This is a genomic window from Nostoc sp. UIC 10890, assembly GCF_054786515.1.
The window spans coordinates 3,031,184-3,043,942 of the sequence record NZ_JBSGKF010000001.1 but is presented as its reverse complement, the minus strand read 5'-3'; the positions used below and the strand labels follow the sequence as shown (position 1 = coordinate 3,043,942).

At 42.6% G+C, this 12,759-nt stretch carries 11 protein-coding genes and 1 tRNA gene; 4 read left to right on the top strand and 8 right to left on the bottom strand.

Features of this window, described 5'->3' with window-relative positions:
* The first annotated feature begins 101 nt into the window (after window positions 1-101).
* Window positions 102-1,073 carry an Npun_F2552 family protein gene (locus ACWATR_RS12120; protein WP_460332541.1) on the top strand — a complete coding sequence of 324 codons (972 nt, stop codon included), beginning with the start codon at window positions 102-104 and terminating at the stop codon, window positions 1,071-1,073.
* Window positions 1,074-1,520: 447 nt separating this feature from the next.
* Here the strand turns inward: ACWATR_RS12120 and ACWATR_RS12115 are convergent, their stop codons facing one another.
* The gene (locus tag ACWATR_RS12115) at window positions 1,521-2,459 is read right to left on the bottom strand and encodes an alpha/beta fold hydrolase (RefSeq protein WP_460332539.1); all 939 of its coding nucleotides are present in this window, start codon (window positions 2,457-2,459) and stop codon (window positions 1,521-1,523) included.
* Between the two features lie 158 nt (window positions 2,460-2,617).
* Between ACWATR_RS12115 and ACWATR_RS12110 the strand changes: the two genes are divergently transcribed.
* The gene (locus ACWATR_RS12110) at window positions 2,618-3,499 is read left to right on the top strand and encodes a shikimate dehydrogenase (RefSeq protein WP_460332537.1); all 882 of its coding nucleotides are present in this window, start codon (window positions 2,618-2,620) and stop codon (window positions 3,497-3,499) included.
* Window positions 3,500-3,501: 2 nt separating this feature from the next.
* Here ACWATR_RS12110 and ACWATR_RS12105 read toward each other — a convergent pair whose 3' ends face one another.
* Both ACWATR_RS12105 and ACWATR_RS12100 read right to left on the bottom strand, forming a co-directional pair.
* Entirely contained in the window at window positions 3,502-4,884 is a 1,383-nt protein-coding gene (locus ACWATR_RS12105; protein ID WP_460332535.1) for an aminopeptidase P family protein, read from the bottom strand.
* Between the two features lie 45 nt (window positions 4,885-4,929).
* Window positions 4,930-5,178 carry a hypothetical protein gene (locus ACWATR_RS12100; RefSeq protein WP_460332533.1) on the bottom strand — a complete coding sequence of 83 codons (249 nt, stop codon included), beginning with the start codon at window positions 5,176-5,178 and terminating at the stop codon, window positions 4,930-4,932.
* A 322-nt stretch (window positions 5,179-5,500) separates the two neighbouring features.
* Here ACWATR_RS12100 and ACWATR_RS12095 point away from each other — a divergent pair, with 322 nt between their 5' ends.
* Window positions 5,501-6,322 carry a PhzF family phenazine biosynthesis protein gene (locus tag ACWATR_RS12095; RefSeq protein ID WP_460332531.1) on the top strand — a complete coding sequence of 274 codons (822 nt, stop codon included), beginning with the start codon at window positions 5,501-5,503 and terminating at the stop codon, window positions 6,320-6,322.
* A gap of 279 nt (window positions 6,323-6,601) precedes the next feature.
* On the opposite strand, the gene ACWATR_RS12090 is transcribed toward ACWATR_RS12095, so the two are convergent.
* The 4 genes from ACWATR_RS12090 to ACWATR_RS12075 form a co-directional block, all read right to left on the bottom strand.
* Window positions 6,602-6,673: transfer RNA gene (locus ACWATR_RS12090), tRNA-Lys, on the bottom strand.
* Between the two features lie 61 nt (window positions 6,674-6,734).
* A complete protein-coding gene (locus tag ACWATR_RS12085; protein ID WP_460332529.1) occupies window positions 6,735-7,604 on the bottom strand; it encodes an aldose epimerase family protein in 870 nt (289 codons plus the stop codon).
* 112 nt (window positions 7,605-7,716) lie between these two features.
* On the bottom strand, window positions 7,717-8,751 hold the full coding sequence (gene pdhA, locus ACWATR_RS12080) for a pyruvate dehydrogenase (acetyl-transferring) E1 component subunit alpha (protein WP_069072716.1): 1,035 nt from the start codon (window positions 8,749-8,751) through the stop codon (window positions 7,717-7,719).
* A gap of 176 nt (window positions 8,752-8,927) precedes the next feature.
* Window positions 8,928-9,077, bottom strand: coding sequence for a hypothetical protein (locus ACWATR_RS12075; protein ID WP_460332526.1), 150 nt, complete (start codon window positions 9,075-9,077; stop codon window positions 8,928-8,930).
* Window positions 9,078-9,705: 628 nt separating this feature from the next.
* Between ACWATR_RS12075 and ACWATR_RS12070 the strand changes: the two genes are divergently transcribed.
* The gene (locus ACWATR_RS12070) at window positions 9,706-12,015 is read left to right on the top strand and encodes an IMS domain-containing protein (RefSeq protein WP_460332524.1); all 2,310 of its coding nucleotides are present in this window, start codon (window positions 9,706-9,708) and stop codon (window positions 12,013-12,015) included.
* Between the two features lie 40 nt (window positions 12,016-12,055).
* Here ACWATR_RS12070 and ACWATR_RS12065 read toward each other — a convergent pair whose 3' ends face one another.
* A complete protein-coding gene (locus ACWATR_RS12065; RefSeq protein WP_460332522.1) occupies window positions 12,056-12,733 on the bottom strand; it encodes a hypothetical protein in 678 nt (225 codons plus the stop codon).
* Between the last annotated feature and the right edge of the window lie 26 nt (window positions 12,734-12,759).

The window sequence follows — 12,759 nt, the reverse complement described above, 5'->3', positions numbered from 1 at the left end:
ATTATGGGGCATTGGGCATGGTTATTTTCCTTGCCCCCATTCCCCATTGCCCCTAATCCCCAGAGGGGGCCCCGAGTTCCCCATTCCCCATTCCCCAATCTATGCAGACTCAAAAATCATCTGTCAGTCTCATTCGGGCTACATCTTATGAACGAGAGGCTTTACGAGAATCTCTAGTCACACTGCTGGAACCTTTTGGAGGAATGGCAGCATTTGTGAAAAAAGGCGATCGCGTTTTACTCAAACCCAATCTACTTACAGGGTCGCGTCCTGGTAAAGAATGTATCACCCGTGCCGAACTAGTTTACGAAGTTGCCCAGATGGTAATTGAGGTTGGTGGTAAGCCATTTTTGGGCGATAGTCCTGCTTTTGGAAGTGCCAAGGGCGTAGCAGTAGCAAATGGCTATCTGCCTATTTTAGAAGAACTCAATCTTCCCATCATCGATTTTCACGGTCAGCGTTACCAAACCGTCAGTGACAATTTTAACCATCTGCGGCTGTCTAAAGAAGCAATGGAAGCAGATGTAGTGATTAACCTACCGAAAGTGAAATCACATATGCAATTGACATTAACACTGGGCGTAAAAAACTTATTTGGTTGCGTCCCCGGCAAAATGAAAGCTTGGTGGCACATGGAAGCTGGAAAAGACGCAAATAGATTTGGTGAAATGTTAGTAGAAACAGCCAGGGCAATTAACCCTAACTTAACCATATTGGATGGCATAATTGGTCATGAAGGAAATGGCCCCAGTAATGGTGAACCTCGCCAGTTGGGCATTTTAGCAGCCGCATCAGATATATTTGCTTTAGATCGAGCGATGGTAGAAATCCTTAATGTTCCTCCTGAACAAGTGCCCACAGTTGCAGCTTCCCAAAGGCTAGGAGTTTGTCCAGAACTTGCTGCCATAGAGTTTCCGCATTTAAATCCTGACTTATTAAAAATAGAAGATTGGCGGCTACCCGACAAGTTAATGCCCATCGATTTTGGTATGCCTCGCGTAATTAAGTCTACGTTTAAGCATCTTTACACCCGATTTATCAAGGAACCAATGAGTGTTTACGGAAGAGAGTAGGGAAATGAAGGAACAAAGGGAATAATCCATACTAAATCCCCAATTTAATGCAAACTTCGTTACAGCAATTTCATTTATTAGCAGAGTAATCTGTAATTACCCTCCGATTGCTTAACCAGACCGCCCTATCATATTTAGTGGCGGTTTTTTTAGTTAACTAATTTTTTATACCGATTCTGGTTTTAGATTTTGATTTATCCCAAAAATTGTTGTAACAGGAATTTTAGCTTAATAGTAGTTTCCTCTTTTATCTAACTATCTTGTTTATAGAACAATACGCTTGGGTTAAGGGCTAATTGTACAAAATCGTGGGTTTTCGAGACGCGATAAACACCGTCTCTACAAGTTTTTTGGTCTTACCTGAACTGTATTGGTTTATAGAAAATACTGCGAGTAGAGACGCGATTTATTACATCTCTACTCAACTTTTTCTAATGAGATGCAATATCACTGGGGAATAGACAATACCCAATCGCGAAAAAGTGGGTTTACTCTATCAGGTATTTCATCATGAGGACAATGACCTGCTGTTAAGAAATGCTCTGTCAAGTCAGGACAATATTGACGAAACTTTTGAGAACGTTCTCTAGCATTCATCCAAGGATCAGCTTCTCCCCATAACATCAATAAAGAACAAGTTAATTGCTTTAACAGCACATCAACTTTTTCCCCTTGAGGACTGCTAAAAACTGAAACAAATACATCCAATGCACCTTGATCAAAAGCAGGGCGAGCAATTTCTTCTATCAATTGGTCTGTAACTGCACTTTTATCAAGATATACCTTTTCTAAAGTTTGGCGAATTACCCAACGTTGTCGCACGTATTGAAATAACACAAACTGAGCTAAAGGTTGTTGAAACATCCATTTAACCGAGTCACCCAGAAGTTTCTCTAAAGAAGAGGGTTGTTTGGGTGGCTGAATTTCACTTTGCAAAGCTTCCGGTTCAGATGTGGGCTGGCTTTCGCTAAAAGGCCCGGCACTATTGAGCAAAACTAACCCAGCTGCACTGTCGGGACGTTGTGCTGCAACACACAAGCAAGCATAGCCACCAAGGGAGTTACCTGCTAATACTGCTTTTTGACCAATCACTTCGCTGATAAAATCATGGAGTTGATCGCGCCACAAATCGCCACTGTACTGCAATTTTGGTTTTGCCGATCGCCCGAATCCCAAAAGGTCGATCGCAAATACTTCAAAATCTTGGCACAATCCTGTGATATTCTTGCGCCAGTGGTCTGTGGAAGCACCAAATCCATGTACCAAGAGTAAGGGCGGACGTTGCAGTTGTTTCTCTCCCGCACGCACGTAGTAAACGTTGTGCCCGCGCCACTGCCAATATTTACCAGGAATTGGAATTGTAGAGGGGGCTGTAGTTGCCTGCATGATTTAAAGAAGTGTTAAGTAGCTTTTAATAATTGTAGGCTAGGTGAGGGAAATGGGGATTGGGGATTGGGGATTGGGGATTGGGGACTGGGGACTGGGGACTGGGGACTGGGGAAAAGGAGTATGAGTTATGACAAATGACAAATGACAAATGACAAATGACTAAAGAAATTACAGGTAAAACTAAACTACTAGGAGTCATTGGACATCCGGTGGAACATTCGCTTTCGCCAGTGATGCATAATGCAGCGATCGCACAATTAGGATTAGATTACATTTATCTCCCTTTTCCGATCGAACCACAGAACTTAGAAGTTGCGATCGCAGGTTTGGCTGCTATTGGGGTTATCGGCTTTAGTGTGACAATACCTCACAAACAAGCGATCATACCGCTACTTTCAGAAATTACCCCCCTGGCTCAAACTATCGGAGCAGTAAATACTGTTAGCCGCAAAAATAACAAATGGGTGGGAACAAATACGGATATAGAAGGATTTATCGCTCCTTTGCAGACGACATATAAACAAGATTGGAGTCAGAAAGTAGCGGTAATTTTGGGCAATGGTGGTGCAGCAAGAGCAGTTGTAGCAGGTTGTACCCAGCTAGATTTTGCCCAAATTCATGTTGTTGGGCGCAATATGCAAAGATTACAGGAATTTCGCAATAGTTGGAGCAATTCACCCCTAGCTGATAAATTCCAGGTTCATCAATGGGAGGAATTGCCAAAGCTAATTCCCCAAGCAAATCTGCTGGTAAATACAACTCCTATAGGTATGTATCCCAAAGTTGATCAGTCGCCTTTGAGTGTAGAAGAAATGGCGAATTTACCAACTGGTGCGATCGCTTACGATTTGATATATATTCCTAAACCGACGCAATTTCTAGAACAGGCTCAAAAACAAGGTGCAATTGCGATCGATGGTTTAGAAATGTTAGTCCAACAAGGGGCAGCAGCATTAAAAATCTGGTTGCAGCAGGAAACTGTGCCTGTGGAAGTGATGCGCCAAGCGTTACAAAATCATCTGGGTTTGGGGGAATGAACTCAACTATTGACTAAATTTTCTATAGTATCAGCATCGTTTGGCAATGCATCTGTTAAAACTTCGCTGCCTTCTGCGGTAACTAAAACATCATCTTCAATGCGGATTCCACGCACATCAGCAAATTCAGATAAACGCTGCCAATTCACCACATTCTGATATTTTGAACGGACATTGGCATCATTTAAAATTGCTGGTACTTGATAAAAACCAGGTTCAATTGTGACTAACATTCCTGGATGCAGGGGACGATTTAAACGAAGGTAGCCTAAACCAAAGCGATCGCTCCTTTGGCGTCCCTCTTCATACCCTGCTAAATCGCCCAAATCTTCCATATCATGGACATCTAAACCCAGTAAATGACCGATGCCATGAGGGAAAAACAGCGCGTGGGCATCCATCTCTACTAAATCTTGAGGATTTCCTTGTAAAATGCCTAACTCTACTAAACCTTCAGCTATGACCGTAGCAGCTAGCAAATGAATATCCGCATATTCAACACCAGGGTGTATTTTGGCAATGCAAGCATCATGGGCTGCCAGCACAACATTATAAATATCTCTCTGGGTAGATGAAAAGTTGCCGGAAACTGGCCAAGTGCGAGTAACATCACCAGCCCAACCCATCTCGGTTTCAGCACCAACATCAGCAAGTAGTAAATCACCTGGTTGTAGAGGGTGGTGATACTGCTCGTTATGCAAAACTTCACCGTGAACGGTGACAATACTGTTGTAGGAGGTGGTCATATTGTGGGCAATAATTACCCCTTCCATCGCTGCACGAACTTCTGCTTCCAGCTTGGCTTGAGGTGTTGCTGCCATCCCAGCTTTGTGAGCCTCAACAGTCACAGCAGCAGCTTTTCGCAACTGAGTTAATGCAGCTTCATCGTGGGTGAGACGGAGAGAAACGATCGCCTTAGCTAACTCCAAGTCAATTCCTTGGGGAGGACTTTGTGGTAAAACCCATCTATTTAATAGCTGCGATTGCTGCGTCCAAGTAGCTGCATCTTGTACAGCAAGTGTGGCGGCATCTTCTATCCAAGACTCTAATTCTGCCATTGGTCGAGCCACATCCGCCCCAATATGCAGGGCTATTTCCTCGCGCGTTGGCATTTCTCCATGCCAAAGGGCACTGCTGGATGACGGATTGTCCATGAATAGTTCTAGCTTACCCGCTTCTAAACGAATTGCCGCCTTTGATAATGGCAGTCCGGCAAAATAGAGAAAATGACTGCTAGCGCGAAACGGAAAGGGATTTGCTAGAAAGTTGCGCGGACTGTTGCTACCTGACCACAGAATTACTGGAAAATTAATCAGGTTGGCTAGTCTTTGCCGTCGGAGGCGTAAAGTATCTACGAGAGAAGTAGAAGTTTCTTGGATAAGCATAAATGTAAACTCAAAAAAGGATAAAGGTAACAGTTTTGCCTTTATTTAGTCGTTATCGTCTTTATCGTCATCATCTTTATCATCCTTGCGATCGCCATTTCTCTCGTCACCATCTTTGTCGTCGTCATCTCTGTCGTCGTCATCTCTGTCGTTCTGGTTAGGTTGTAGGACTGGTTTTTGTTGCTCAGTTGGAGCAAGTGGCCGCGGTACTTCAACAACACAACTCATTAATCCTCCAGAAATTAGCGCTAAGTTGATAGCAGCAAAGATGCTTCTGAAGATTCTTATCCTCATGTTTCCGTTTGGCTTTAACATTGACCCTAGTTTTTGGAGATTGTATTCCTAACTTATAAGGTACTGTAGACCTCTTGCAAAAATATGTTTTTGCACTCTTAGGGAAAAGGGTAAAGGTTAAAGGGAAAGGATTTTGAGTTTCTTTACCCTTTCCCTCGACTTTTGCAAGAAGTCTTGTATATGGTTGTTCTCATTTGGGAACGGCTGTAATACTGAAGCATACGCCACTTTAAAAGAATGGTAACAGTCCGCATAAATTTCGCATAAATATTTAACGCACTCCTGATATATATACTGCTGTCCAATTTTCAAGGTGACTCCAATGGGACAAATCATTACCCAGGTTGATGCTTTTACCAATACAGTATTCACAGGTAATCCTGCTGCTGTCTGTGTTTTGCTCACTCCCCAAGACGATCGTTGGATGCAGAACGTGGCGCAGGAGATGAATTTATCTGAGACGGCTTTTCTTGTTAGACAGGATGATGGCTTCAATTTGCGTTGGTTTACGCCCACAGTAGAAGTGCCGCTTTGTGGTCATGCAACTTTAGCTAGTGCCCATGTACTCTGGTCAGAGGGGTATCTGTCACCAAATGAAGTTGCGCGTTTCTACACCAAAAGTGGAGTGCTGATTGCTAAGTTGCAAGGTGAGTGGATTGAGTTAGATTTTCCTGTGAATCACTCACAAGCAACAGTCGCCCCGCGAGAACTCAAGCAAGCTTTGGGTGTACCGTACAAATCTGTTTTCTTAAATTCCTTTGGCTATTTAGTGGAATTGGAATCTGAGGATTTGATACGCCAGATGCAGCCAAATTTCCAAATACTGAAAACGTTGCCGATTTCTGAGATCATTGTCACCAGCCTCACTCACCCTGATTCTCAATATGATTTCGTCTCTCGCTTATTTGCCCCAGGTTTAGGAATTGATGAAGACCCGGTGACTGGGGCTACTCATTGCTGTCTCGCCCCCTTCTGGCGCGATCGCTTGCATAAAAATGAGCTATTGGCTTATCAGGCATCCAGGCGCGGTGGGGTGGTGAAGGTGTATTATGACGGCGGCGATCGCGTCTTTCTCGCCGGACAAGCGGTAACTGTTCTGCGAGGCGAATTATCAAGACAGGCAGAGGGCAGAAGGGAATTCTGATTGAGCAATCACCACTGTCCTAACCTATGTGACTACGGCTATACTTCCAGTTGAAAAGTTCAGACTCATTTATTCACTTTCAACCCGCACTGAATTACCCATAGAATCACTGATTAAACATCAAATTTAGTTAATTTCTATGAATCCGCAATTTTTTTTGATTTTCACCAACAGCGATCGCTTATCCAAAATTTTTGGTTCTCCAGAGCGATCGCATTCACAAAAGTTGCCTCTGCTTTCATCTTAAAAACAGAGGCAAGTTTTTCTTAAACTCTTATATGGGTCGCCCGGGATTCGAACCCGGAACTAATCGGTTAAAAGCCGAGTACTCTACCGTTGAGTTAGCGACCCTTTCGCTGCATTTCGCAACTTTGCCATCATAGCACAAACATCTGTAGATATGTAAAGGGGTTTAGAAAAAATTAGCCGTCAACCTTATAGATGCTGTGTGGCTAGCTCCTGGTGCTAACACAGTCAGGTTATCACCAGTATTGAGGGAGTTACGGGTGGCGCTCCACGGTTCTAGACAGTAGAATTCTTTGCCTTTGACAGTCCAAAATACCAGGTAGGTAGAGAAATCATCATAATCCAAGGTGAGTTTTAACTTCCGGCTGCGATCTATCGCAGTAGCCGATTGACTCGTTAGCTGTCCAAAAGCGAAATCAATTTCATCACGGCTAAAGTCAAAATTGCCGTCAAAAGGGTGAATTTCCTTAGTTTGATTATCTTGATACTGATTAGAGGGAATTTCCAACTCTAACTGAGTTTTATCACCACACAAAAAGTAGGGATGGAAACCAGCCGAAAAAGGCATTGGTGTGGATGATAAGTTTTTATACTGCTGGCGGACTTCTAGAGTATTACCTTGAAGTTCATAGGTGAAAGCCAGTTGAAAATCAAAAGGATAAACAGCCTTGGTTTGCTCATTGCTATTAAGAACAACAGTCAGACTAGCTTTATCTCCAGTTTTTTGTTCTGTTACTGACCACGGCAATTCACGAGCAAAACCATGTTGCTTAAGAGTATATTTTTGATCGTCATGAGTGTAAGTATTATCTGGTAGATTGCCACAAATAGGAAACAAAATTGGATTCCCACCTCTGACACTCAACTCAGGATGAGTAAAGCGTTCAGCATCCAGATAGAAAATTTCTTGCCCTTGAATACGCCAACGGGTAATGATACCACCGCGTTCTGGTACAACTTCCAACTGAGAACCAGCGGCTTCATCAGAAAGAATGTAGGTCTTGTACTGTTGCTGTTGAACTGCAATGCTAAACACAAATTTTAGTCCTGAAAGTATTAGGGATTGGGGATTGGGGATTAGGGATTAGGGATTAGGGATTAAAATAACTCTTTCCCAGTAACCAGTCCCCAGTCCCCATTCCCAAAATTTACTCGTCTTCTGCAAACACGAAACGATATAACTCGCTAGGGTCTGGTTCAGGGCTGCTTTCGGCGAATTTAACTGCTTCGTCGATTACATCCTGAATTTTACGATCAATTGCTTTGATTTCTCCCTCATCCGCCAGATTTTGCTCCACCAAATAAGCTGCCAACTTCTTAATTGGGTCACGGGCGAACCAAAATTCTTTCTCCGCTTTGCTTCGCATTTCATCTGGGTCAGCCAAAGAGTGACCCCGGAAGCGGTAGGTAAGCGCCTCAATTAATGTTGGGCCTTCACCCGCACGGGCACGGGCTACAGCTTCTTGGGCCACGGCTCGGACTGCTAGTACATCCATACCATCTACTTCCACGCCCACCATGTTAAACACACTGGCTTTTTTATAAATCTCTGGCTGGGAAGTGGCTCGTTCGTGAGACATCCCAATGGCCCACTTATTATTTTCGACTACAAACAGAATTGGCAGTTTCCATAAAGCTGCCATATTTAGCGTCTCAAAAAACTGACCATTGTTAGCTGCACCGTCGCCAAAAAAGCAAGCTGTCACTTGGTCAGCGTTTTTATCTCCCAGCACTTCGCGGCGGTATTTGCTTTGAAAAGCCGCTCCAGCTGCTACAGGAATTCCCTCAGCCACAAAAGCATAGCCACCCAGCAAACGATGTTCGGCAGAAAACATGTGCATGGAACCACCGCGCCCTTTACTGCAACCTGTGGCTTTGCCAAATAATTCTGCCATTACCTCTCTTGCTGGTACACCCGCACTCAGAGCATGAACGTGGTCGCGGTAAGTACTACAAACATAATCTTCACCCGGTCGCATTGACTGTACAACACCACTGCAAACGGCTTCTTGACCGTTGTACAAATGGACAAAACCAAACATTTTGCCTCTGTAGTACATTTCAGCGCACTTGTCTTCAAACAAGCGCCCTAATACCATGTCCTCATACAACCGTAACCCTTCTTCTTTAGTAATGTGCGTAGTAGCAGGATTAAAAGTGGGTAAAGTACGCTCTTGAACCATTATTTTTGAGTATCCCTGTTGTACAACTTAAAGTTACGGTCTTAAATAAGTTGGTCTGATAACACCTCAGCTTTTAACAGGCTAGCGTTTGTAAGACTCAACAATCAAACTTTATTTATGCACCAAAAAAGGGTCTTAGGGAACAGCTGAATTTTTAATTTTTGATTTTTAACTTTTCAGCCCATACCCCGTGAGGATTTGACTCTAAGGGCAACATCTGCCGCTTTGGGTTTTTCTCTCTCACCAAAACAGTGCTGAGTACCGTGAGCGAAAGCGGGGCGTTTAGCCCGTGCTGAGTAAAAAGTAAAATTAGACCGATTAGGCATCAAATCAGTTACGAGTAGTGAGTACTTAGGAAAAGATTCACAAGTACTACGTCTTACTCATTACTTCTTACTCAGAACTCAGCACTCAAAACTCAGCACTCCTGAATATTCCCCTCCATAGACTAGCAATCAAGATAGACTGCTTTCTGCATATCCATTAACAATTTAAAAAAAAGGAAGCAAAAGTCTATATACCCAAATAGGTAATTGTAATTAAAGGTAAATTATGATATGATTTTCTTCTCCTGTTATCAGGGTCAACCCTCAATAGTGGTATTTTTATTACCGCTTACTGGGGAAGTCCCGAAAAAATCAATCATCAATAGATTCTTGCAACCACAACAATTATGCCGTGATTAAAAGCGGTAGTTGTGGTTTGTGGTATCGAAGGCTGATAATAGTCGTGTTAAACAAAAATACTAAGAATTAAGACAAACAATTGAGGCTTTCTAGGCGAAAGCAAAAAATTAGTACTAGAATGTGACTCAAAATTTCGGGAAGGTACAAAACGAGTTGTTGCAATATACACTTGTAGAGTAAATTCTACACGGCATTTTTATGGCACGGTTTTACAGGCCTGGAAAGCTCTAGGTGAATTATGTTGATCACGGTGCAGGGGAAGTAGGCTGTGCGAATTCCGCTAGATTACTACCGAATTTTAGGACTACCGTTAGCGGCAAGTGAAGAACAATTGCGACAGGCATACAGCGATCGCATTGTACAATTGCCACGACGTGAGTATTCTCAGGCAGCAATTTCTTCTCGTAAACAACTCATAGAAGAAGCTTACGTGGTTTTATCAGATCCAAAACAACGCAGTACCTACGATCATCTCTATCTTGCCCACGCCTATGACCCTGATAACCTTGCTGCTGCCGCAGTAGCACTGGAAAATCGTCCACCAGAAAGCACCAAAAGGGGTAGTAACACCCAGAGTTTGGGTATCGAAATTACCCAAGACGAATTAGTTGGCGCTTTATTAATTTTGCAAGAGTTAGGAGAATACGAACTTGTATTGAAACTAGGTCGTCCGTACCTAGTAAATAAAAATGGTGCTACAAGTGCAAGAAAAAGCAATAATTTAGCAGACGAAGAAATACAGGAAAGTGCTGAACATCCTGATGTCGTTCTCACTGTCGCCCTTGCTTGTCTAGAATTAGGTCGCGAACAATGGCAACAAGGTCACTATGAAAATGCCGCCATATCTCTAGAAACTGGTCAAGAATTGTTAGTGCGCGAAGGGTTGTTCGCTAGTGTCCAGGCAGAAATTCAGGCGGATCTTTACAAATTGCGGCCATATCGAATTTTGGAGTTGTTGGCACTACCTCAAGAAAAGACTGCCGAACGAAACCAAGGCTTGGAATTATTACAAAACCTCTTAGAAGATCGTGGCGGGATTGATGGCACGAACAATGATGACTCTGGTTTAAACATAGATGACTTTCTGCGATTTATTCAGCAGTTACGCAACCATTTAACAGTTGCAGAGCAGCACAAGTTATTTGAAGCCCAAAGCAAACGCAATTCTGCTGTCGCCACTTACTTGGCTGTTTATGCCTTGATAGCAAGGGGATTTGCTCAACGGCAACCTGCTTTAATTCGTCAAGCAAGACAAATGCTCATGCGTCTGGGTAAACGCCAAGATGTACATTTAGAACAGTCGCTATGTGCATTACTCTTGGGACAAACTGAAGAAGCGACTCGTGTTTTAGAACTTAGTCAGGAGTACGAAGCTTTAGCTTTTATTCGGGAAAAATCTCAAGACTCTCCAGATTTGTTACCAGGGCTGTGTCTATATGCAGAACAGTGGTTGCAACACGAAGTATTTCCCCATTTTCGAGATTTAGCAAACCAGCAAGCTTTCCTAAAAGATTACTTTGCTAACCAACAGGTGCAAGCTTATTTAGAAGCACTGCCAACGGATGCAGAAACAACTAATGAATGGGCTGTAATTAACCCCCAGTATTTTCCCCAAACCCAGACAAATAAGCCCCCTGTCCGCAACAATTCAACTAAGACTTCAGCGCAATTTAATCACAGTAAAATACCTAACCCAGATTTACCAGAAACACCAACAAAAGAAACACCCGAATATTCAGACTTTTCATCACATATATGGAATTCATCAGGGAGTGTAAAATCAGAAATTCCTGCTGCTGAAAGGATGAGCAGAGGCTCTAATCAACATTTGAACGGTTCAGCTAAGACTGCTGCACCCACTAATAATCAAAAGCGCAGACGGAGAAAACCTACTCCATCTACTAGCCGAGGGCGTATACCAGATAATCGTCCTCATTCTCGTCGTCCCCGACGACGGCGAACTTTTCCTAACACTATCGAAGGTAAAACACGGCTGGTATGGAGAGTGTTTATTTCTTTGGTGAGTATATTAGTTTTCGGGGTATTAGCCACAACAACTTTTGGATGGTTAAAAAATCTGTTTTTCCCCAAACCACCTCTACCTACTTCACAGTTGTTTGTAGAAATAAATCAACCACCAGTATTTATTCCTCCTCGAAATAGTAAACCACAAGCACTAGATGGGCCTTTAACAGATACAACGGCAGAGGAAGTGATTCGCACTTGGCTATCTACCAAAGCCGCAGCTTTAGGGCCGAATCATGAGATTAATAATTTAGAGCAGATTTTAACTGGTTCAGCTTTGTCTCAATGGCGGCTGATTGCTCAACAGGATAGGTCAGACAACCGATACCGGAAGTACGAGCATAGTCTGAAGGTGGAATCTGTTGAGAGAATTGATTTATTTGCAGATCGTGCCGCAGTGGAAGCTACGGTTAAGGAAGTGACGCAGTTATATGAAAATGGTCAGTTTAAAAACTCTTCTAACGATAATTTGCGAGTTCGGTATGATTTGATTCGACAACGAGGTAAATGGCGTATTCAGAGTGCATCTGTTGTCAATCAGATAATTAGATAAGTTGGAGTTGTTAGGTGATTATCTGCGACAAAGCTTTACTTCAAAGCTGGGCTAAATGTAACTCCACAAACGGAGTTAATACTTCACCCGTCCAAATTCCTTCTATTAAGCTCATATCTTTACTTGTAGAACTGTACATTGTTTCCTTTTCATTTTGATTGTTATAAAGAAATCGAAACTGATAATTATCCGACTTTAGTGGTTGAAAAAACCATGTACCACTATCTCCACTGGCGACACTAAGTCCAAATCGATTACCCCAAGTCCCAAAAAATTTTATCTCAGGAAAGTATGTTACACTCTCTCCTGGCATAGCGAGAGGGTAATCAGATTCTAAAGATGCTGAAGCTCTAATCCAACCACCCTCGAATGGAATTTGACCGTGTGCATTCACAAGTTCTGGAAATAAGGTGAAATAAAAGCTAAACCTAATAGGAGTTAAGGTGTTATTAGTAATCCGTATACCAATCTGTACAGAATATTTAGGAGAAAAATATCCTGGCGGTATTGGTAATAAAAATTCCAAATTGCTCAAAAGTTTCTGTATTAGATTTTTTTTTGGTAAGCACAACATTCGCTCCGGTACTAAAGTTTCAAACCGGATGCCATTCACTTCAACAGCATTAATTTCATTCGATTCACTTGATGTCATATTGGCTGCTTTTTCAAGAACATCTTCATGCGCCATCAATACTCTAGGCGCATAGCTTAATGTCATTATCCTGAAAAAGAATAATAATTTCA